General features: G+C 65.2%; 20 protein-coding genes and 2 pseudogenes. 15 read left to right on the top strand and 7 right to left on the bottom strand.

What is annotated here, in order from left to right; translation table 11 throughout:
• Together RUTHE_RS01185 and RUTHE_RS15785 are read left to right on the top strand one after the other, a co-directional pair.
• Window positions 1–364: pseudogene (locus RUTHE_RS01185) on the top strand (integrase core domain-containing protein); the annotation flags it as partial.
• A gap of 106 nt (window positions 365–470) precedes the next feature.
• Window positions 471–722: pseudogene (locus tag RUTHE_RS15785) on the top strand (M48 metallopeptidase family protein); the annotation flags it as partial.
• A gap of 427 nt (window positions 723–1,149) precedes the next feature.
• Here the strand turns inward: RUTHE_RS15785 and RUTHE_RS01180 are convergent.
• From RUTHE_RS01180 to RUTHE_RS01160, 6 genes are all read right to left on the bottom strand, one after another.
• A complete protein-coding gene (locus RUTHE_RS01180; protein ID WP_021096393.1) occupies window positions 1,150–2,094 on the bottom strand; it encodes a zinc metalloprotease HtpX in 945 nt (314 codons plus the stop codon).
• Window positions 2,091–2,273 (bottom strand): phosphate-starvation-inducible PsiE family protein, encoded by a 183-nt coding sequence (locus RUTHE_RS18515; RefSeq protein WP_021096392.1) that lies wholly within the window; start codon window positions 2,271–2,273, stop codon window positions 2,091–2,093. Before RUTHE_RS18515 ends, RUTHE_RS01180 begins: the two co-directional genes overlap by 4 nt.
• Complete coding sequence (locus RUTHE_RS01175; protein WP_021096391.1) at window positions 2,255–2,569, bottom strand: phosphate-starvation-inducible PsiE family protein; 315 nt, start codon at window positions 2,567–2,569, stop codon at window positions 2,255–2,257. The genes RUTHE_RS18515 and RUTHE_RS01175 overlap by 19 nt, the downstream gene beginning before the upstream one ends.
• A 114-nt stretch (window positions 2,570–2,683) precedes the next feature.
• A complete protein-coding gene (locus tag RUTHE_RS01170) occupies window positions 2,684–3,175 on the bottom strand; it encodes an Hsp20/alpha crystallin family protein (RefSeq protein ID WP_021096390.1) in 492 nt (163 codons plus the stop codon).
• 33 nt (window positions 3,176–3,208) lie between these two features.
• A complete protein-coding gene (locus RUTHE_RS01165; RefSeq protein ID WP_021096389.1) occupies window positions 3,209–3,607 on the bottom strand; it encodes an Hsp20/alpha crystallin family protein in 399 nt (132 codons plus the stop codon).
• Window positions 3,608–3,621: 14 nt separating this feature from the next.
• On the bottom strand, window positions 3,622–4,047 hold the full coding sequence (locus RUTHE_RS01160; RefSeq protein ID WP_021096388.1) for an Hsp20/alpha crystallin family protein: 426 nt from the start codon (window positions 4,045–4,047) through the stop codon (window positions 3,622–3,624).
• A 202-nt stretch (window positions 4,048–4,249) separates the two neighbouring features.
• Between RUTHE_RS01160 and RUTHE_RS01155 the strand changes: the two genes are divergently transcribed.
• The 13 genes from RUTHE_RS01155 (at window position 4,250) to RUTHE_RS01090 (ending at window position 17,306) form a co-directional block, all read left to right on the top strand.
• On the top strand, window positions 4,250–4,678 hold the full coding sequence (locus tag RUTHE_RS01155) for a MarR family winged helix-turn-helix transcriptional regulator (protein ID WP_021096387.1): 429 nt from the start codon (window positions 4,250–4,252) through the stop codon (window positions 4,676–4,678).
• A gap of 17 nt (window positions 4,679–4,695) precedes the next feature.
• On the top strand, window positions 4,696–6,528 hold the full coding sequence (ftsH, locus tag RUTHE_RS01150; protein ID WP_021096386.1) for an ATP-dependent zinc metalloprotease FtsH: 1,833 nt from the start codon (window positions 4,696–4,698) through the stop codon (window positions 6,526–6,528).
• Window positions 6,529–6,592: 64 nt separating this feature from the next.
• Window positions 6,593–9,472, top strand: coding sequence for an ATP-dependent Clp protease ATP-binding subunit (locus tag RUTHE_RS01145; protein WP_021096385.1), 2,880 nt, complete (start codon window positions 6,593–6,595; stop codon window positions 9,470–9,472).
• Between the two features lie 77 nt (window positions 9,473–9,549).
• Entirely contained in the window at window positions 9,550–10,692 is a 1,143-nt protein-coding gene (locus tag RUTHE_RS01140; RefSeq protein WP_021096384.1) for an RNA polymerase sigma factor, read from the top strand.
• A gap of 25 nt (window positions 10,693–10,717) precedes the next feature.
• Complete coding sequence (locus RUTHE_RS01135; RefSeq protein WP_021096383.1) at window positions 10,718–11,368, top strand: HdeD family acid-resistance protein; 651 nt, start codon at window positions 10,718–10,720, stop codon at window positions 11,366–11,368.
• Window positions 11,369–11,554: 186 nt separating this feature from the next.
• Entirely contained in the window at window positions 11,555–11,983 is a 429-nt protein-coding gene (locus tag RUTHE_RS01130) for an NADH dehydrogenase ubiquinone Fe-S protein 4 (protein WP_021096381.1), read from the top strand.
• 197 nt (window positions 11,984–12,180) lie between these two features.
• Entirely contained in the window at window positions 12,181–12,663 is a 483-nt protein-coding gene (locus RUTHE_RS01125) for a bacterioferritin (RefSeq protein WP_021096380.1), read from the top strand.
• 81 nt (window positions 12,664–12,744) lie between these two features.
• Window positions 12,745–13,497: a rhomboid family intramembrane serine protease gene (locus RUTHE_RS01120; protein ID WP_021096379.1), complete on the top strand. Its 753-nt coding sequence runs from the start codon at window positions 12,745–12,747 to the stop codon at window positions 13,495–13,497.
• Window positions 13,488–14,330: an SDH family Clp fold serine proteinase gene (locus tag RUTHE_RS01115; RefSeq protein WP_021096378.1), complete on the top strand. Its 843-nt coding sequence runs from the start codon at window positions 13,488–13,490 to the stop codon at window positions 14,328–14,330. The genes RUTHE_RS01120 and RUTHE_RS01115 overlap by 10 nt, the downstream gene beginning before the upstream one ends.
• A 57-nt stretch (window positions 14,331–14,387) precedes the next feature.
• Complete coding sequence (gene trxC, locus RUTHE_RS01110; protein ID WP_021096377.1) at window positions 14,388–14,810, top strand: thioredoxin TrxC; 423 nt, start codon at window positions 14,388–14,390, stop codon at window positions 14,808–14,810.
• Window positions 14,811–14,859: 49 nt separating this feature from the next.
• The gene (locus RUTHE_RS01105) at window positions 14,860–16,005 is read left to right on the top strand and encodes a cation:proton antiporter domain-containing protein (RefSeq protein WP_021096376.1); all 1,146 of its coding nucleotides are present in this window, start codon (window positions 14,860–14,862) and stop codon (window positions 16,003–16,005) included.
• An 88-nt stretch (window positions 16,006–16,093) separates the two neighbouring features.
• Window positions 16,094–17,039 (top strand): IS630 family transposase gene (locus RUTHE_RS15775; protein ID WP_245542174.1). Its coding sequence is split into 2 segments (ribosomal slippage): window positions 16,094–16,434 and window positions 16,433–17,039, totalling 948 coding nucleotides; the frame shifts between segments, so codons are not numbered across the junction.
• A gap of 18 nt (window positions 17,040–17,057) precedes the next feature.
• Complete coding sequence (locus tag RUTHE_RS01090) at window positions 17,058–17,306, top strand: hypothetical protein (protein ID WP_021096373.1); 249 nt, start codon at window positions 17,058–17,060, stop codon at window positions 17,304–17,306.
• A 57-nt stretch (window positions 17,307–17,363) separates the two neighbouring features.
• Here the strand turns inward: RUTHE_RS01090 and RUTHE_RS01085 are convergent, their stop codons facing one another.
• Window positions 17,364–19,286 (bottom strand): DUF2793 domain-containing protein, encoded by a 1,923-nt coding sequence (locus RUTHE_RS01085; protein ID WP_021096372.1) that lies wholly within the window; start codon window positions 19,284–19,286, stop codon window positions 17,364–17,366.
• Window positions 19,287–19,296: the final 10 nt, after the last annotated feature.

The following is a 19,296-nucleotide window of genomic DNA, read 5'->3' as shown; positions in this document are numbered from 1 at the left end:
GTTGCCCGCGAACTCACAGCCCTGATGAAGCGGCGTGGAAAGCCGGGGGTGATCGTCTCCGACAACGGCACCGAGTTCACCTCGAATGCGATCCTGGAATGGGCGGAGAAGATGAAGTGAAGTGGCACGACATCGCCCCGGCAAGCCCATGCAGAATGGGAACTGCGAAGCCTTCAACGGCCGGATGCGTGACGAGCTGCTGAACGAGACCCTGTTCCTCGGCATCGACCATGCCCGCGAGGCTGTCGCTGCATGGACCCACAGCTACAACACCGAACGGCCCCATTCAGCCCTCGGATACCAGGCCCCCAGCGGTCTTTGCCGCCCAACTCACCGCAATGGGCGATCAGCTTCGCGCATCTGAAACGCTCCGCAGATCGTCCATTGCTCCGTCGGCGCAACCGAGCCAAGTTCAACCGCCGACTCTGGTCTCAGCTGAATGAGCATCGGGAGTCACAGCAGCGACACCGCGCATTGTTCGAATCCAGCGCATGACGCGCAAGTGGGGATCATGTTCAACCGGCGGTATCATCACACTTGCCGAGGACCTGGCCGATCAGGAGAAGTGCTTCCAGGACTTCGTGATCGCACACGAGTTGCTGCATCTACGGGTTCCCAACCATGGCAGAGTCTTCAAGGCGCTGATGACAGCACATGTGACCCGTTGGCGTGACCATGAGAAGCACCGCTTGGCCGGAAAACAGTCAGGGGTTTCCCGATGATCGGGCGTCACCATACAAGTCCCACTCGAGGATCGAAGGGACAGCCCAACCACTTCGCAATTCGACTAAACGTTCGATTTCTATTCCTTCTCAAAGAATGCCCCTGAAACCGAAGTGTTCAGCGGGCAGGAGATTAACCTATTCAAATTCAATGCCTTGTGAAGAATTCACCAAACCAGTGCAGTCATGAGGTCCGGAGAATATCGGCCATGAGAGACCGCTTCCGGCCCGCTTGTCGAAGGAGGCAGTGCTCAGCCCCTCTCGCACAACCCTCGAAAACAACGGAAAAATCCGGCCGCAGCCGGACCCTGAGAACGCTTTCGCGGGGCAACTGGCGGAGGGGATGGGTCCGAAAGACAACCTTCTCCACCTGTTGCGCGCGATCCTGCACTCGTTTGCGGGCGTCTCGGTCCGCTGTACTGGCCCGTTACCAGTAGAGACCGAAGCGCCTGAACCGCGGTGTCGGTTGCGATGGTGACGGGGCGGAAATTGCTTGTCGCACGATTGGCGGGGCCAGAACCGTCCGGCTCGGGGCCAGGCTGCGCAGTCGGGCGATCCGGCTTTCTACCGGCGGATGCGTCCGCAGCAGCGAGGGTTCAGGGATGCGTCGGCCGGGCAGGAAGATCCCCTCCCAGAAGCGGCCGACGCGCCGCTCGAGCTTGCCGAGCGCGCGCATCAACCCCTCGGGGTCGCCGGTCAGGTCCGCCGCCGCCCGGTCGGCATCGTATTCGCGGGTGCGCGACAGCCCAAGCTGGATCAGCGCCATCAGCGTGGGCGCGAAGACGAGAAGGGCCACCACGGTCCAGGGTACCTGAACTGCGCCGACCAGGAGCAGAGGAAGGTTGAGCAGCAGCAGGATCTGACCTAGCCAGCTTGCCAGCGAGACGAGCCGGGTCATGATGTCGGCAAGCCCCAAGATCCAGAGATCGCGGTTAGCGATGTGGGCGACCTCGTGGGCCAGAACCCCGGCGAGTTCGCGCCCGTCGAGCAGCGCGAGCAGCCCGTCGGTGACGCAGATCGCGCTGTCTTCCGGGCTGCCCATGGCAAAGGCGTTCGGCAGGGGGCTGGGCACACGGTAGAGCGCGGGTGTGCGCGGAAGGCCGGCGCGGCGGGAGAGCTCGGCCAGGGCGGCGACGAGGGTCGGCGCATCGCGCCCCGTCAGGCGCTGCGCCCGGTAGCCGGACAGCAGCATGCGCCGCGAAAGGTCGGGCGCGAGGAACAGGCCCGCGACCATGCCGAATGCGACGAGCGCGCCGGGTCCGGGCCCTAGGAAGGTCGTGACCGAAACCCAGGCGATCCCGGCCATCAGCGACAGCAGCAGCGCCGACTGCAGCAGATTGAGCAGGCGATGGCCGGCAGACGCCACGGTCATGGCGTCTCGCCCGCCGATCTTTCGCGCCGGTCCTGATCGCGCACCAGCCAGTAGACCGTCCCGAGCGCCAGCGCGGCGCCGGCAAGGGCCGCGATCTTGGCGGGCTCGGTCTCGCCCAGGTCCAGGATGATGAACTTGCGCGCAATCGCCAGAAGCGCGATCAGCACGATCGTGCGCACCTGGAGGATTCCAAGCTGCGCTCGGTCACCACCAGCAGCGACCGCTTGAACTCGAGCGCGATCACCACCGTAAAGATCATGCCGAAGACGACCTGGAACGTGGCGTAGTCGAGGGTGTCCAGGGCCCCGAGGATCAGCCGGTTCACCACCTCGCGCAGGAGCGCCCAGACCGAGGCGACGAAGATCACCGCGATGATGGCGCTGAGGACGAAGACGACGACCTGTTCGAATTTCTCGTAGAGCGTCATCGCCGACCATTGCTCGCGGGTCAGTCCGGAACGTTTCAGCTCATTCATCGGTGCCCCTCACATGCCGCCCCGGGAAGCCATGCTCCCCGGGGACGTGCAAGACAGTGCGAGATCGAATGGCAGACCGGGACGTCCCAGATGGACGGATCCCGATCCGGGCGGTCAGCCCTTCCTGATCTCGATCCGCCTGACCCTGGCCTTCGACTCCGGGGTCTGGGGCAGACGGATGGTCAGGACGCCGTTCCGGAAGCTGGCCTCGGCCTTGTCACCGTCCACGCCGGGCGGCAGCGGGATGGTGCGATAGATCGCGCCATAGCTGCGTTCGGAGAGGTAGTAGCCCTTCTTCTCCTCCTGCCGCTCGATGCGCTTCTCGCCCTTCACGGTCAGCATGTCGTCGCTGATCGTGACCTCGATGTCCTTCATCTCCATGCCCGGCAGTTCGATCGAGATCTCGACGGCATCGTCGGTCTCGACCATGTCGGACTTCGCCTCGCCGCTGCCCCAGGGCCAGTCGAGATGCCCGAGACGGTTCCAGAAGTTCTCGAACACCCGGTTCATCTCCTGCTGCAGGCTGGCGATCGGATTGCCCTCCTCGCGTCGGGATTCGGGCGCGGAGTCCTTGCGCGCCCAGGGAATGAGGTCCTTGATCTGCATGGCTCCAGCTCCTTTCGATGGTCAGCCTGCCCGTCAGGCAGCCCGGACAGCGATCTTCCGTGGTTGTGCCTCCGGGGCCCTGGGCAGGGTCAGCGTCAGCACGCCGTTGCGCAGCTCGGCCTCGATCCGGTCGGGATCGAAGTCCTCGGACAATGTGAAGGCGCGCTCGAAATCGCCCTCGCCGTATTCGGCGTGGACGAGTTCAAGCGTCTCGGGCCGCGTCGGATGCACCCGGCCGCGGATCGTCAGCACCCGGTTCTCGAGCGTGATCTCGACATCCTCCGGTCCCACGCCGGGCATCTCGATCATCATCGAAACCCCCTGATCGGTTTCGACGATATCGGTCAGCGGGCGGTAGATGCGGCCGCCGCCGGGGGTTTCAGGGGCGTCGGTCGGGGTCTTGTCGGTGGCTCTTGCCATGTCGCTGGTCATCCCTGCATCTCCTCTCAGGCTGCCCGGATCGCGATCCGCTTCGGCTTTGCCGCTTCGGGCCGCGCAACGACGATGCGCAGCACGCCGTTGGTCATCCGCGCCTCGACCTTGTCGTCCGCCGCCGCGAAGGGCAGGCGGATGGCGCGGGAGAACCTGCCGTAAGCGCGTTCGCGCCGCTGCCAGCGCGCACCTTCGGGAACCTCAGGCGCCTTGCGTTCGCCCGAAAGCGTCAGGACGTTGTCCTTAACCGAAATTTCAATGTCGCCCGGTTCGATGCCGGGAAGTTCAGCGGTGACGGCGACGGCCTCAGGGCCTTGCCAGACATTCACCGCCGGGAACGCCGCGCGGGACGACGGCCAGAAGCCGCGGTCGAGATCGCGCATCATGGAGCGCATCAACGCGAAGGGATCGCTGCGGCGCAGATATGTCGGATAGAGCATTGCTGGCCTCCTGCTGCTGATCGATGCCCCCGAACCGGCGGCATGGTCTGAGCGGGCAACGGCGCCGGCCGGATGTCGGTTCGGAGACCGCCCATCAAGATAGGCAGTTCCATCTGTTATGCAAGCATATATGATGCATGCATTGCACTTCGGATGGAGTGCGGTCTATCCTTTGTCTCATGCAACCGGAGGAAGGATACCCATGATCTCTTCGGACCTCGCGCTGATCGGGACGACGATCCACCGGGTCGCGCAGCTCATCCAGCAGCGGATCGACCAAGACATCCGCGACAGCGGCCTGACCCGCCTGTCCTGGATGGCGGCGGCGCATGTCGAGGATGAGCCTGGGCTGACCATCGGCGATCTGGCCGACCGGCTGGAGGTCGGCCCGGCAACAGCCGGCCAGCTCGTCGATCGCATGGTCCGGGGCGGCTGGGTCGAGCGGTCGCCCTCGCCCAACGACCGGCGGGCGCAGATCGTCACGCCCACGCCAAAGGCCGTGGCCATGCTGCGCCAGCTCGAGCCGCGGCAGAGGGATCTCGAACAGGAGATCCTGCGCGACCTGTCGCCCGACGAGCGGCGTGTGCTGCTGGCGCTGCTCGAGCGCATCAGGGCGCGGCTCGAGGGATAGGGAAAGGGGCGAGCGGGATGGAAAAGAAGACGGAATACAACATCTGGTACTGGGTTGTGGCCTTTGTCGCCGTGATCCTCATCCAGGATCTGATCGCCGGCTGGCAGAGCGTCGCGCCGATCAGCTACAGCCAGTTCGAGACCTTTCTCGAGGAGGGCAAGGTTGCCTCGGTCGCAGTGGGATCGGACACTATAAGCGGAACCTTCACCGAACCCGTCGACGGCAAGACCCAGTTCGTCACGACGGTCGTCGATCCCGCGATCCTCGCGCGGATCGACCGCTCGGGGGTCGAGATCACAGGGGTGCCGCAGAACACCTTTCTCGGCACGCTGATATCCTGGGTGGCGCCGGCGCTGGTCTTCTTCGGAATATGGATGCTGCTGTTTCGCAAGTTCGCCGAGAGGCAGGGCTTCGGCGGGTTCATGCAGGTCGGCCGCAGCAAGGCCAAGGTCTACATGGAGAAGGAAACCGGCGTCAGTTTCGCCGACGTGGCCGGCGTGGACGAGGCCAAGGCCGAGCTCGAGGAGGTCGTGGCGTTCCTGAAGAACCCGGCCGAATACGGCCGCCTCGGCGCGCGCATTCCCAAGGGCATCCTGCTCGTCGGCCCGCCGGGCACGGGCAAGACGCTGCTCGCCCGGGCGGTGGCGGGCGAGGCGGGCGTCACCTTCTTCTCGATCTCGGGGTCGGAATTCGTCGAGATGTTCGTGGGCGTGGGTGCCGCGCGCGTACGCGACCTCTTCGAGCAGGCCCGCAAGGCTGCCCCGGCGATCATCTTCATCGACGAACTCGACGCGCTCGGGCGGGCGCGCTCCTCCGGCCAGATCGCAGGTGGCCATGACGAGCGCGAGCAGACGCTGAACCAGCTTCTGACCGAGCTCGACGGCTTCGACCCTTCGGTGGGCATCGTGCTGCTTGCGGCCACCAACCGCCCCGAGATCCTCGACCCCGCGCTTCTGCGCGCGGGCCGCTTCGACCGGCAGGTTCTGGTGGACCGGCCCGACAAGAAGGGGCGCATCCAGATCCTCGGCGTGCACATGAGGAAGGTAAAGCTCGCCCCCGATGTGGATGCCGAAAAGGTCGCGGCGCTGACCCCCGGCTTCTCCGGAGCCGACCTCGCCAATCTCGTCAACGAAGCTGCCCTGCTGGCCACGCGGCGGAAGGCCGAGGCGGTGACGATGAACGACTTCAACAATGCCGTCGAACGCATCGTCGCGGGACTGGAGAAGAAGAACCGCGTGCTGAACCCGCGCGAACGCGAGATCGTGGCCCATCACGAGATGGGGCATGCGCTGGTGGCGATGGCCCTGCCGGGGGTGGACCCCGTGCACAAGGTCTCGATCATCCCGCGCGGGATCGGCGCGCTCGGCTACACCATCCAGCGGCCGACCGAGGACCGCTTCCTGATGACGCGCGAGGAGCTTGAGAACAAGATCGCCGTGCTCCTCGGCGGGCGCGCGGCCGAGAAGATCGTCTACGGTCACCTCTCGACCGGGGCAGCCGATGACCTCGTCAAGGCGACCGATATCGCCCGGGCGATGGTGGCGCGCTACGGCATGGACCCCGATCTGGGGCATGTGAGCTATGACGCCGACCGCCCTGGCTTCCTCGGTACCGGCGATCAAGCGAATTGGTTCAACCGCCGCTACAGCGAGGCCACGGCCGAGCGGATGGATGCGAAGGTGCGCGAGGTCGTGGACGCCGTCTTCGGCCGGACGGTGGCGCTGCTCGCGGCGAACCGGACGCTGCTCGAGCAGTCCGCGCGGGATCTTCTGCAGCAGGAGACGCTGGACGAGGCCGATCTGGCGGCAGTCGCGTCACAGGTAAAGAGGGCGGAAGCGACCGCCGCATGACACAGTCGGCGGGACGGATGGCAAGTGAACAAACCCCGAAGAGACAAGGAAACGGAGAACATCAATGGCAAACGGAACTTGCGATATCTGCGGCCGCCCGGCGACGGCGCGGGTGCGCGCCTCGATCAACGGCAGGGTTCAGAACATGGAACTGTGCGATCAGCACTACCGCGAGATGGTGCGCCGGTCGGGTCGCAGCGCCTCGCCGCTCGAATCCCTGTTCGGGCGGCATTCGCTGTTCGACGAGTTCTTCGGCGACGGCGCATTCGGCCGCCTGTTCGGCGACAGTCCGCTGCGGAGCGGTTCGCCGGGCCTGGCGAGCGCAGGCGATGACGACGTGGTGGACGCCACCTTCGGGGACGACACCCCCCGCCGCGGCGTGCGGCGCGGGGCCGGGCGCAGCATCGCCGACCGGCTGAGCGAACAGGGCAACAAGCTCCTGCAAGAGGCGGCGCAGAAGGCCGGCGAGTTCGGCCGCAGCGAGGTGGATACCGAACATCTCCTGCTGGCGCTGACCGGCTCTGAGGTGGTCAGGACGGTCCTCGGCCAGTTCAAGGTCGATGTGGAGGACCTGCGCCGCCAGATCGAGAAGGATGCCAAGCGCGGCGATGCCAAGGGGTCGGGCGAGATCGGTGTCAGTCCGCGTCTCAAGGATGCGCTGAACCGCGCGTTCATCGCCTCGAACGAACTCGGCCATTCCTATGTCGGCCCCGAGCACCTGCTGATCGGCCTCGCCGAGGAGGGCGAGGGCCTTGCCGCCGCGATCCTGCGCAAATACGGGCTGACGCCCCAGGCCCTGCGCCAGCAGGTGACGAAGGTCGTGGGCAAGGGCGCCGAGGAAGGCCGCGTCGAGGCCCCCTCCAGCACCCCCGATCTCGACCAGTTCAGCCGCGACCTGACCAGGCTCGCCCGCGAGGGCAAGCTCGACCCCGTCATCGGCCGCGCCCGCGAGATCGAGACGACGATCGAGGTTCTGGCCCGCCGCAAGAAGAACAACCCGGTGCTGATCGGCGAGCCCGGCGTGGGCAAGACCGCCATCGTCGAGGGCCTGGCGCAACGGATCGTCGCGGGCGAGGTGCCCGAGGCCCTGCGCGACAAGCGGCTTGTCGAGCTCAACATCAACGCGATGGTGGCCGGCTCCAAGTATCGGGGCGAGTTCGAGGAGCGGGTCCAGAAGATCCTCAAGGAGATCACCGAGGAGAAGGACCGCCTGATCCTCTTCATCGACGAGATCCACACCATCGTCGGCGCCGGCCAGGGCGGCGGCGAGGGCGGGCTCGACATCGCCAACACCTTCAAGCCGGCGCTGGCGCGGGGCGAGCTGAACCTGATCGGTGCGACGACGCTCAACGAATACCAGAAATACATCGAGAAGGACGCCGCGCTCGAACGCCGCTTCCAGCCGGTCTATGTCGAAGAGCCCACGATCGCGCAGACCATCATGATCCTCCGCGGCCTGCGCGACACGCTCGAGGCGCATCACAAGGTGACAATCACAGACGAGGCCATCGTCGCGGCGGCCGAGCTGTCCGATCGCTACATCACCGGCCGCTTCATGCCCGACAAGGCGATCGACCTGATCGACCAGGCCGCCGCACGGGTGAAGATCAGCGCCACCGCGCGCCCCGTGGATGTCCAGGAGCTCGAGGCCGAAGTCGCCCAGCTCAGGCGCGAGCAGGACTATGCCGCCGCCCGCAGGCAGTTCGAGCGCGCCGCCGAACTGAAGAAGGAACTCGAGCAGAAGCAGAAGGAACTCGACGAGCTCCTCGAGGTGTGGAAGCGCGACCGGGCTTCGGCCACCGCCGAGGTGCGCGCCGATCATGTCGCCCAGGTCGTCTCGAAGATCACCGGCGTTCCGGTCACCGAGCTGACCACCGAGGAGAAGGACAAGCTCCTCAAGCTCGAGGAGAAGCTGCACGAGCGCGTCATCGGCCAGGACGAGGCCATCCGTGCCGTGGCCGATGCGGTGCGGCTCGCGCGCGCGGGTCTGCGCGAAGGGCGCGGGCCGACGGCGACCTTCCTCTTCCTCGGGCCGACCGGGGTGGGCAAGACCGAGCTCGCCAAGACGCTGGCCGAGGTGATCTTCGGCGATCAGGATGCAATGATCCGCATCGACATGTCGGAGTATGGCGAACGCCACTCGGTCGCCAGGCTGGTCGGCGCGCCTCCGGGCTATGTCGGCTACGAGGAAGGCGGGCAGCTGACCGAGAAGGTCCGCCGCCGGCCCTATGCGGTCGTGCTGCTCGACGAGATCGAGAAGGCGCACCCGGATGTCTACAACATCCTGTTGCAGGTGTTCGACGACGGCCGGCTGACCGACGGCAAGGGCCGCGTGGTGGACTTTACCAACACCATCATCATCGCCACCTCGAACCTCGGAGCCGACATCATCCAGCGCAACCTCAGGAAGCGCGGCACGAGCGAGTTCGACGAGGCCAGGCAGAAGGCCGAGCTGATGGAGGTCCTGCGCGGGCATTTCCGGCCAGAGTTCATCAACCGGATCGACGAGATCATCGTCTTCCACTCGCTGAACCAGTCGGAAATCCGCCAGATCGTCGAGTTGCAGCTGAACCGGGTGAAACGGACTGCCCTGACCCAAGGTGTCGAACTCGATTTCGACGTGAGCGTGGTGGATCACTTCGGCGCGGTCGGCTTCCGCCCCGAATTCGGTGCCCGCGAGCTGCGCCGCCTGATCCGGTCGGAGCTGGAGACCGAGCTGGCCCGCGAAATGCTCTCCGGGCGAATCGAGGATGGTGACAAGGTCCGCGTCGCCTGGTCGCCGGATGCGCAGAAGGTGGTGTTCGAAAAGATCGCGAAAGAGCCCGGTGATGCCAAGCCGGACGATCAGGCCGCCGCCGCCGAAAAGGCGGACGCTGCGGCCTCCGATGTCGTGGACGACGACAAGGATGAGGCCCAGTCCAAGGACGACAAGCCCACCGGGTGACGTCTTGAAGGACCGGTCGGCGCGATCATGGTCGCGCCGGCCCATTTCGTCGGAGGGTTACAGGAAGGATCCACGGCATGAAAGTCATCAGCGCATTTCGCAATCTCGACCGGCACGGGCAACAGCGCGCGCCTGAGGTCATCGAGGAAGAGGTGCGGCAACTTGAACCGCACCTTGCGCGCTTCCGCGAGGATCTCGTCCGGCTCGAAATCGCCGCCTCCCAGACGAGGGGCAAGACGCGCATCAAAGTCAGCCTGCGCCTGCAACTGCCTTCGGGCGTGATCGCGGCACAGGAAGAGGGGTTCGAAATCGAGCCGGTGCTGCGCAAGGCGTTCGCCGATCTGCGCCATCGGGTCGACCGGCATGTCGCGCGGCTCAAGCACGAGCCTGAATACAAGCGTCCCGCCCGCCGCCGCCGGATCGGCGCGCTTCTGCCACCGGCGCAGGACAGCGCCGAGGCCGCGCGGCGTGCGATGTACTTCGACCTGATCGAGGACCATCTGGACCGTGTCTACGATGCGGTGCGGCGCGAACTGACCTATCTGGAGGCGAGCGGATCGGTGCCGGAGGGCCGGCTCGCCGTCCGCGACCTCGTCGATGCGACGATCCTCGCGGGGCTCGAACGGTTCGAAGAGCGGCCCACCGAATTCTCTGTCGGCGACTGGCTCGCGCAGCTGGCGTTCGAGACCATCGCAGCCGAGGCGCATGCGGCGCGCCGGGCCATTCCCGACGATGCCACTGCGCTGGGGACCGAGCCCGCGCGGCCGGCCGAGGAACCGACCGAGGCCGATCAGGACCTGTTCGAGTTCCATCAGCCCGACGAGGTGCTCCTGCTTGAGGATCTCGTCGCCGACGAGGCTGGGACCGACCCCGAGACCGAGGCCGCACGCCGCGAGGCCGCGCGCGCCCTGCACGGCGCGATGGCCCATCTTCCGGCGCTCTGGCGCCGCGTGCTCCACCGGCTTCATCTCGAGGACGAGACCGCATCCGAGGCGGCGAAAGCGCTTGGTCTGTCGGAGGACGAGGTGCAGCAGACGGCGCAGGCCGCGATCGCGTGGCTGCGCGCGAAACTGATCGAGGTGGGCTTCGCGCCCGAGATGGCGGACGCCGCAAACCTTGCCCGGGAAATCGCCCGCACCGCTCGGCTGCCCCAGCCGATCGACGATCGCCAACGCCTGGCTGCCGCCCTGAGCGAAGGCTCCACCGGCACAACGACCTGACGAAACCTGTAGGGGAGATGAGACGATGACGACAACCTCGGAAACTGCTTCGAATTCGATCCAGGACCCGCTGTGCACCCTTTCGCGCAACTGGTGGATATTCATTTTCCGCGGCGTGCTGGCGCTGCTGATCGCCACGCTCGCTTTCTTGATGCCCGCGGAGGCGCTTCTGGCTCTGACGCTGGTGTTCGGGGCGTACGCCTTCGCCGACGGTGTGTTCGGTCTGATCGCTGCGGTCCGCAACATCCGCAAAGGCGAGCGCTGGGGCTGGCTGATGTTCAGCGGCATTCTGGGTATTGCCACGGGCGTTGTCGTGGTCGTTTCGCCCTTTGTTGCGACGCTCGTCCTCGCGACCTTCCTCTGGGCCAGCATCGCCTTCTGGTCCGTATTTTCCGGCGTCCTGGAAATCGCGGCGGCGCTCCGTCTGCGCAAGGAAATCAAGGGCGAGGTCTGGCTGATCCTTAGCGGCCTCATCTCGGTCGTCCTCGGGGTCGTCGTGACCTGGATGCTGCTGACGCGCCCGCTCGAAAGCTTCCTGGCACTGGGCTGGCTTCTCGGCTTCTACGCCGCCGTCTTCGGGGCGATGATGATGCTGCTCGGCCTGCGCCTGCGCAGGAATTCGAAACCGGATGACTCGACAGAGTCCGTCCCCTCGGCCCAGCTGGCAGGGAAATGAATCCCGCGGGACAGAACGACCCGCCGGTGGACGAAGACGATCTCACCCGTTGGGACGCGACAATCTTCGACCGCTGCCTGAGGGCCGGCTTAAATCCCTTCGGCAGCGGTCCGACGCCGATCTTCAGGCGGGACAATAAGTCTGCCGTGCAGCAGGGCACCAACCATCCGGAGAAAGGGTGCAAACATGCGCGGTCATAACCGCCCCCCCTTCGCGCCGAAGATCCCCGGCACCGATCTGCGCTCGTGGGACGTGCCGATGGCAATCATCTATCGCCCGGCGCGCTCCGCGATGACATCGGCGCCCCGGCCGAACTTCTGGATACTGGAGTTCGAGCCGTCTCGGCCCCTGCAGATCGACCCGTTGATGGGCTACACCTCCAGCGACGACGCCTATCGCCCGATCCGGCTGAAATTCCCCGACCGCGACAGTGCCGTGGAATTCGCCGAGCGGCAGGACTGGCGCTATATCGTGCGCGAGGACGCCCCGCCCCGCGCCGCGCCAAACCCTTGGCGGGGGCAGGAACGGCACCGGCTCTACAAGGGGGCCGATGCGCCGGGAGCCGTTTCGGGTTTTCTCCGTTACTGGTCAGGGGCATTCGGACCACCGCCGTGAGAAAAGGCGGCCGATCTCGATGGCGCGCTCGATCTGTCCGTAACCGATGGACGCACGCTCGATCCGGTGCTTGAGGCCAGTCTCGAATCCTTCCCCGCCTCCGATCCGCCGGCTTGGACGGGCGTAACCGTCGCGGCGGGGCGAGGCAAGACGTGACGCTCGGGCCACCGCCCGCAACCCAACCGAGGAAAAACAGAATGTCCAACGCCAAGACAATCGGGAACCTGCACAAGGCGCTCAAGATGGAGATCAGCGCCGCGCATCAGTATCAGCTTCATGCCCATGTCCTCGAAGACTGGGGCCTGATCGGTCTCGCCGTGCGGATGCGTGAGGAACAGACCGAGGAAACCGGCCATTCCGACCGCTTTCTGGAGCGAATCCTGTTTCTCAAGGGTGAGCCCGAGGTGGCCTTCGACAAGCAGCCGGTTCGGGCGAAGACCCTGCGCGAGATGTTCGAAGCCGACCTGAAGGACGAGGAAGAGGCGATTGCCTTCTACAGCCAGGCGGCACGCGACGCTGCAGAGGAAAACGACATCGGATCTCGGATGCTGTTCGAGGAAATCGTGCTCGACGAAGAAGGGCACAAGGCCTGGCTGGAGTTGCAGCTCGACCTCATCGAAAGGCTGGGCGAGGCCAGCTACAGCCTGCGCTTCCTTGACGAGGCCAAAGCCGAGGCGTGACGGCGAAGCGCAAGGCGGGTGCCCGGGCACCCGCTTTTCCCCGCTACGACCGCCAGACATCCGATGAACGCGGAGGCTGAATTGTTTCCCTACCTTGACAGTGTCGCGCGCCGCTACCCGCCTGTGGTCGTCTGGGCAGTCATCGGCACGAACGTCCTCGCGTTCCTCTATCAGATCAGCCTGCCTCCGCGCGTGCTTGACCGTTTCCTGTTCGAGTTCGCGTTGGTGCCCTCGCGCTTCTTCGGGCAACTGAGCCTCGTCGCTCCGTCCGACTGGATCCCGTTCCTCACCAACATATTCATGCACGGGGGCTGGCTGCACCTCATCTTGAACATGTGGACGCTCTGGATCTTCGGCCCCGCCGTCGAAGATCGGCTAGGACCGGGTCGATTCACGCTGTTCTATCTGTTCTGTGGTGTGGCAGCCGGACTGGCTCACGCGCTGGCGAACCCCGACTCAGTCGTTCCCGCGCTTGGCGCATCGGGGGCGATCGCGGGCGTGATTGGTTGCTACGCGCGCATGTTCCCGGCGGCTCGGCTGGTGGTGATCGTGCCGATTCTGTTCATTCCCCTCTTTTTCGAAGTGCGCGCGGTCATTTTCGCGATGATCTGGTTTTTCATGCAGGTTATTCCCGGCTTTCTGTCGCTCGGCAGCGATCAGGCCACGGGCGGGATCGCCTGGTGGGCGCATATCGGCGGTTTTCTCGCCGGTTGGCTTGTAACCCCACTCCTGCGAAGGCGCGCCGACGCCTATCGCCACTATTATCGGGACGAGGGCATCTATGGCTTTCTGCCGGATGGCCGGCGACACGGAGGACAAGGTCCATGGACATAACGCAGCTTTTCTGGCTGTTCTTCATCGTTTCGGCACTGCAGCCGGTTCTGCAGCGCAGATATCTTGAGGCGATGCGCACACGCAAGATCGCCCAGATCGAGAAAAAGCGCGGCAGTCGCGTCATTCTGCTGATTCATCGGCAGGAGACGATGAACCTGCTGGGCTTTCCTCTGATGCGCTACATCGACGTCAACGACTCCGAGGAAGTCCTGCGCGCGATCCAGATGACCGACGACGAATTGCCGCTCGACATCGTGCTGCACACCCCCGGCGGCCTTGTGCTGGCGGCAACACAGATTGCCCGCGCCATTCAGGGACACAAGGGCAAGGTCACTGTATTCGTACCACACTCCGCAATGTCCGGTGGCACGCTGATCGCACTCGCTGCCGACGAGATCGTGATGTGCGAACATTCCGTGCTGGGACCCGTCGATCCGCAACTTGGCCAGTTGCCCGCCGCCTCGCTCATCAAGGTCGTCGAGCAGAAACCGATCGCCGAGATCGACGACCAGACCCTGATCATGGCCGATGTCGGCCGCAAGGCCATCGCGCAGATCGAGGCATTCGCGAAGCGGCTTCTCGCGGACAAGATGGATGAGGCCCGGGCGGCCGAAGTGGCAGCGAAACTGGCGACCGGCACCTGGACCCATGATTATCCGATTTCCGCCGAGGAGGCGCGCGACCTGGGCCTGCCCGTCGGAACGGACATGCCCGATGAAGTCCTGGAACTGATGACACTGTACCCACAGCCCGTGCGGCGGCAGGGCGGCGGCGTCGAATATCTTCCCGTACCGCGAGAACGGGAAGCGCGCCGCGGCCTGTCTGCCCATTGACGTCGAGAGAATGATCCACCGCCCGGAAGACCGGACTTTTTCAGAAAAGGAAACCGAATGACGACCGTTATCTGCCCGAACTGCAATTCTACGAACCGGGTGCCGCAAGAACGCCTGGGCGACAATCCCAATTGCGGACGCTGCGGCGTCCCCCTCTTTCAGGGCCATCCGGTTACGCTCACGGCGGCGAATTTCGACCGCCACGTGAATGCCGACCTGCCACTTCTGGTCGATTTCTGGGCCGAGTGGTGCGGGCCATGCAAGATGATGGCGCCCCAGTTCGAAGCAGCGGCGCGATTGCTCGAACCGCATTTCCGCCTTGGCAAGCTCGAAACCGAGGCCGAACAGCAGATTGCCGGCCGCTATGGGATCCGCGGCATTCCCACCATGATCATTTTCAGGGCAGGCAAAGAGATCGCGCGTCAGAGCGGCGCGATGTCTGCCAGCCAGATCGCGCAATGGGCACAATCGCGCCTCTGACGATTTTGGCTCATGGCCTTCCCGGCGCCATGACAATTGGGAAAATCAGATGCATGGCGTGACCGGATTTGTCGAAAGTGCGGCCTTGTTGGTCTTTGCCGCGTTCGTACTCGTGACGATATGTTCACGAATCGGCCTGCCCAGCATCGTCGGTTACATTCTTGCCGGTATAGTCATCGGACCCGGCGGGCTCGGCCTTATTGCCGAGAGCGCTGCCCTGAGCAGCATTGGCGAGATCGGAGTGGTGCTGCTGCTGTTCGCGCTTGGCCTGGAATTCTCGTTCGAGAAGCTCGCAAGGCTCAGGAAGCATGTCTTCGGTCTTGGAGCCGCACAGGTTGCAGTCACGACGATAACGGTGTCGTTGATAGCGAGTCTGATCTTCGATCTCGCGCCCGTCCCCGCAATCCTCGTCGGCGGGGCCGTTGCCATGTCATCCACGGCAATGTGCCTCAAGGTGCTCGCAAGCGCGAACGCTCTGGGATCGGCCCAAGGACGCGTGGCGATTGCCGTGCTTCTGTTTCAAGATCTGGCAGCTGTCGCATTCCTGCTCCTGCATGATTCTATGAGTGGAACCGCAGAAGGGTATGGCGTGATAACGGTCGTCGCCGGTGCAACGGCATTGGTTGCAGCTCTGTTCATTGCCCGTGGCCCGTTACAGGTGCTTACCCGTTGGGTAGCGTCGCGTGGTGATCCGGAACTTGCCCAGCTCCTCGCGCTCACCATTGCGTTAGGGTCTGCAATTGTCGCGGCTTCCGCCGGCCTTTCTCCGGCACTCGCCGCATTCGCGGCCGGCATGATCATCGGCGAGGGCGACTCGCGCCATACTGTCGAAAACGAGATCCGGCCCTTCCGCGATCTGTTCGTCGGGATTTTCTTTGTCGGTATCGGGACGCAATTGCCCCTTTGGATCATTCCTTCTGCATGGCCTGTCGTGCTGATATGGTTTGCAACCATTGTCGCGGGAAAGTCGCTGATCGTATTGCTCGTCGCCAAACTATTCGGCGAGGCGCCGCAGTCCTCGTGGCGGACCGGGATTATCCTGGCCCACGGAGGAGAATTCAGCCTGATGCTGCTTTCGGTCTCCTCGAAATCGGGCATTGTGCCCGAGGACTTTGCCGGCCCCCTCTTCCTCGCGATTGGCATGAGCATGCTGATCGGGAGTTTTATGGTCAGATGGGCGGGGCTCGAAGATTAGCGCGGCACCCGACCTGATGGAATCGTGAGGGATTCCCAAATTGATCGGGAAGTGATTCGGACTGTCCGCCGGATGGAGGCCTGCGGACATGTCGAGAGCGCTGTCGGTTGATCTTCGCGTTCGTGTTCTGGGTGCCATCGCGGCGGGAGCGACGCATCGTGAGGCGGCCGATCGGTTCGGCGTGAGCGCGGCCAGCGTCAGCCGCTGGCGCAAACGGGAACGTGAGCTGGGGGAAGTCCGCCCCGGGCCGCTGGGAGGCGATCGGCGCTCGGGTCGGATCGAGGCGCACCATGACGCCGTGCTGGCGGCGCTCGGCCCTGGTCGGGACGCCACGATCGAAGAGGTTCGCGGGAGCCTGGCTCAGCAGGGCCTGGCGTTCGGCTTCGGCACGATCCAGCGCTTCTTCGCCCGTCACGCCATCACGCGCAAAAAAGAGCGCACACGCGAGTGAACAGGATCGCCCCGACATCCTGAAACGGCGCGAGGACAGGTTCGAGAGTCAGTTCGATCTCGATCCCGAACACCTCATCTTCATCGACGAGACCTGGGCGTGCACCAACATGGCGCGCCGCCATGGGCGCTGCCGGCGCGGCGAGCGGCTTCGGATCGGCGTGCCGCATGGCCATTGGAAGACCACGACTTTCGTCGGCGCGCTCACCTTGCACGGCTTTATCGCCCCCTTCGTCCTCGACGGTGCGTTCAATCGCGACGCCTTCGAGACATATGTCGAAAAGGTGCTCGTTCCCGAACTGCGGCCGGGCGACATCGTCGTGATGGAAAACCTCTCAAGCTACAAGGGGTCACGCGTGCGCGAGTTGATCGAAGCCGCAGGTGCGAGCCTGCGCTACCTGCCGCCCTACAGCCCGGATTTCAACCCCATCGAGAACGTCTTCGCCAAACTCGAGGCGCTCTTGCGCAAGGCCGTCGAACGAACCGTCGACAATCTGTGGGACGCCATCGGACGCCTCATCGACCAGTTCCCGGCCGCAGAATGCGCCAACTCCTTCAAAGCGGCCGGATACGATGCAACCTGATCGGATTTTGCTCTAGCCATGCAGGAAGGCCAGACCGCCCGCTTCCACTGGACGGCCAATGGTGCAGTCCTGAACTACGACACCCATGGCGACGGCAGCGGACAGAAGGTCAGCTACGAACAGGGTCGCGGGGTGCCCGAGCAGGAGGGCGAACTGACCGCCGCCTTCACCGGCAACCACGGCTGGTTCTGGCGCAACCGCACCGATGCCCCTGTGACGGTGACCCTGCGCACAGGTGGGGAGTATGCCGAGATCCGGGCGCCCTGACAGGTCCGTTTTCGGATCGCGGGCGGAACCATCCCGTCCGCGATCGGGACTCCCCCTTCAGAAATCCGTCTCGAGGTAGACCCCGGCGCAGTCGTAGGCGACAGCAGCAGCCGTGGCGCCGGTGTTCAGGAACAGCCGCGGCGACAGGAATTGCGTTGCCGCTGGCAGGTCGGCGGTGATCTCCTGCTCGAAGACCGCGCCGGAGACCTCGTCGACGACCCGCACCCAGACGGAGCTGCCATTAGGCGGGGCGGCGATGAACAGGGTCAGCACGCCACCCGTGGCGATGGCGAAGCTCGCGCCCATGTCGGTCAGGGTCGGCGCGCCGGTGCCGTCGTTCGCGACGAGCTGCCAGCGGGCGTGGGTGCCGCGCTGGAAACCGATGCCGATGCAGTTGATCACGGCTGCGAGCGTCAGCGTGGTGGCCAGAGCGGCCGTCGAGCCATAGAGACCGAAGAAGCCCATGCCCGTCGGCTGCAGGGTCGTGAGCGAGATCCGCGTGACGAAGGTCCAGCCGCCGAGGCTTGCCGCGTTGCCGCGCCAGCAGGCCCAGCTTGCGGATCGCTGATCGGCGACCGAGTCCGCCACGGCCGCCGAGGTCAGACGCCAACGCCGCATGCTGGCGGCGAGGGTCGTGGCGGCCAGCGTCGGGTGCGAGACGGTGCCGACCGAGGTGATCGGCAGACCTTCACTGGTGATCGTCGTGCCGGTCGAAGGCGCCCAGTTCGCGATCCGGTTCACCCCGAAATGCGGCTGGAGCGGGAAGTCCCGCCCCGAGGGGCGCATGACGTCGATCCACGGCGCCCCGGCGCGGTTGCGCGCATAGACCAACGCCTTGCCCGCGGGCGGCGGCGGCGGCGATGCGCTGAGGCCGGGCAGGACCGTGGGCTGCGGCAACTCCACCTGGCCGCTGGTGCGGTCGATCCGGATCGCGTCATAGAAGGCCGAGCCATCCGGGCTGACCTTGAAGCTGAAGTCGTCATTGCCGAGGAGGCCGATCAACGCCCGCGCCGAAAACCCGGTCTTGAAGGCAAAGGCCGCGTCGTTCCCCGCGGCCGACTTGTTCACGGTGGCCTCGATCCCTGCGCCTGCGTTGTTCAAGAGAACCGCAGGCGTGTTCACCGACAGGCGGTTGAAACTGTCGGCGGTCGCGCCGCCGAGACCCAGACGCTGCGCGGTCAGATTGGCTTGGGGCATGCCGACCTGCGTCACCGCATTGGCGAAGGTGACGGTTGGCGTGTTGATGATTGTCGTGCCACCCGCGCCAGCCGTGTTCGAGCCAATGTTCACGACGGTGGTCGATCCGGCGGCGCCGCCGGTGCCGAGGTTCACGGTCTTGGTCACGCCCGTGGTCGTCGCGCCGGTGCCCATGCCGTAGGTCGCCGTCGTTGTGGCCGTGCCGATGCTGGCCGAGGCCGCCGAGACGGTGACTGTGCCCGAAGCGGTCAGCGTCCCCGAAAACGTCTTGTTGCCGGTGAAGGTTTGCGTCCCCGCGAGGATCGCCAGCTCCGACGAGGTGTTGGGCAACGTGTAACTGCGGGTCGTCCCGGCGCTGATGCCCGCCAGCGAGAAAGCCGCCTTCCTCGTCGGGTCCGCATCGTTCACAAGGCTGAAGACCGCGTCCGAGACGTCGCGCGGCTCGCCCACCACCTCCCAGGCGCTGCCGGTCCAGACGAGATACAGCCCCTCGGCCGCGACCCAGACCAGCCAGCCAGTACGCGGGACGAGACGGATCCATGCGCCGTCCATCCAGAAGGCGATGTTCAGATCCCACCCGGCCCAGAGGCCCGTTGCGCCGGAGGCCACAAGGTGCCTGTTCCCATCCGCGGGGCTGGCCGGTGGCGTGGTGCGCGTGCGATCGAGGACCGAGAGCTGCACCATGGCATCGAGCAGGCGCAGCGCCTCGTTGTGGGTGACATGCTTCTGGGCTTGGGCGGCCAGGAGATAGGGAAGGCCAAGATGGGTCGTGGTATCGGACATAGGGATTCCC

Source organism: Rubellimicrobium thermophilum DSM 16684 (assembly GCF_000442315.1).
Lineage (GTDB): Bacteria > Pseudomonadota > Alphaproteobacteria > Rhodobacterales > Rhodobacteraceae > Rubellimicrobium > Rubellimicrobium thermophilum.
The sequence above is the reverse complement of the archived record's forward strand: the minus strand, read 5'-3'. Positions and strand labels throughout refer to the sequence as shown.

Excerpts from the sequence above, each read along its gene's own strand:
- RUTHE_RS01140 (WP_021096384.1), top strand. The coding sequence starts at position 9,550 with ATGAAAGTCATCAGCGCATTTCGCAATCTCGACCGGCACGGGCAACAG.
- RUTHE_RS01175 (WP_021096391.1), bottom strand. The coding sequence starts at position 2,569 with ATGAATGAGCTGAAACGTTCCGGACTGACCCGCGAGCAATGGTCGGCG.
- RUTHE_RS01085 (WP_021096372.1), bottom strand. The coding sequence starts at position 19,286 with ATGTCCGATACCACGACCCATCTTGGCCTTCCCTATCTCCTGGCCGCC.
- trxC (WP_021096377.1), top strand. The coding sequence starts at position 14,388 with ATGACGACCGTTATCTGCCCGAACTGCAATTCTACGAACCGGGTGCCG.
- RUTHE_RS01170 (WP_021096390.1), bottom strand. The coding sequence starts at position 3,175 with ATGCAGATCAAGGACCTCATTCCCTGGGCGCGCAAGGACTCCGCGCCC.
- RUTHE_RS01125 (WP_021096380.1), top strand. The coding sequence starts at position 12,181 with ATGTCCAACGCCAAGACAATCGGGAACCTGCACAAGGCGCTCAAGATG.
- RUTHE_RS01135 (WP_021096383.1), top strand. The coding sequence starts at position 10,718 with ATGACGACAACCTCGGAAACTGCTTCGAATTCGATCCAGGACCCGCTG.
- RUTHE_RS01180 (WP_021096393.1), bottom strand. The coding sequence starts at position 2,094 with ATGACCGTGGCGTCTGCCGGCCATCGCCTGCTCAATCTGCTGCAGTCG.
- ftsH (WP_021096386.1), top strand. The coding sequence starts at position 4,696 with ATGGAAAAGAAGACGGAATACAACATCTGGTACTGGGTTGTGGCCTTT.
- RUTHE_RS01090 (WP_021096373.1), top strand. The coding sequence starts at position 17,058 with ATGCAGGAAGGCCAGACCGCCCGCTTCCACTGGACGGCCAATGGTGCA.
- RUTHE_RS01130 (WP_021096381.1), top strand. The coding sequence starts at position 11,555 with ATGCGCGGTCATAACCGCCCCCCCTTCGCGCCGAAGATCCCCGGCACC.
- RUTHE_RS01115 (WP_021096378.1), top strand. The coding sequence starts at position 13,488 with ATGGACATAACGCAGCTTTTCTGGCTGTTCTTCATCGTTTCGGCACTG.
- RUTHE_RS01155 (WP_021096387.1), top strand. The coding sequence starts at position 4,250 with ATGATCTCTTCGGACCTCGCGCTGATCGGGACGACGATCCACCGGGTC.
- RUTHE_RS01145 (WP_021096385.1), top strand. The coding sequence starts at position 6,593 with ATGGCAAACGGAACTTGCGATATCTGCGGCCGCCCGGCGACGGCGCGG.
- RUTHE_RS01105 (WP_021096376.1), top strand. The coding sequence starts at position 14,860 with ATGCATGGCGTGACCGGATTTGTCGAAAGTGCGGCCTTGTTGGTCTTT.
- RUTHE_RS01165 (WP_021096389.1), bottom strand. The coding sequence starts at position 3,607 with ATGACCAGCGACATGGCAAGAGCCACCGACAAGACCCCGACCGACGCC.
- RUTHE_RS01160 (WP_021096388.1), bottom strand. The coding sequence starts at position 4,047 with ATGCTCTATCCGACATATCTGCGCCGCAGCGATCCCTTCGCGTTGATG.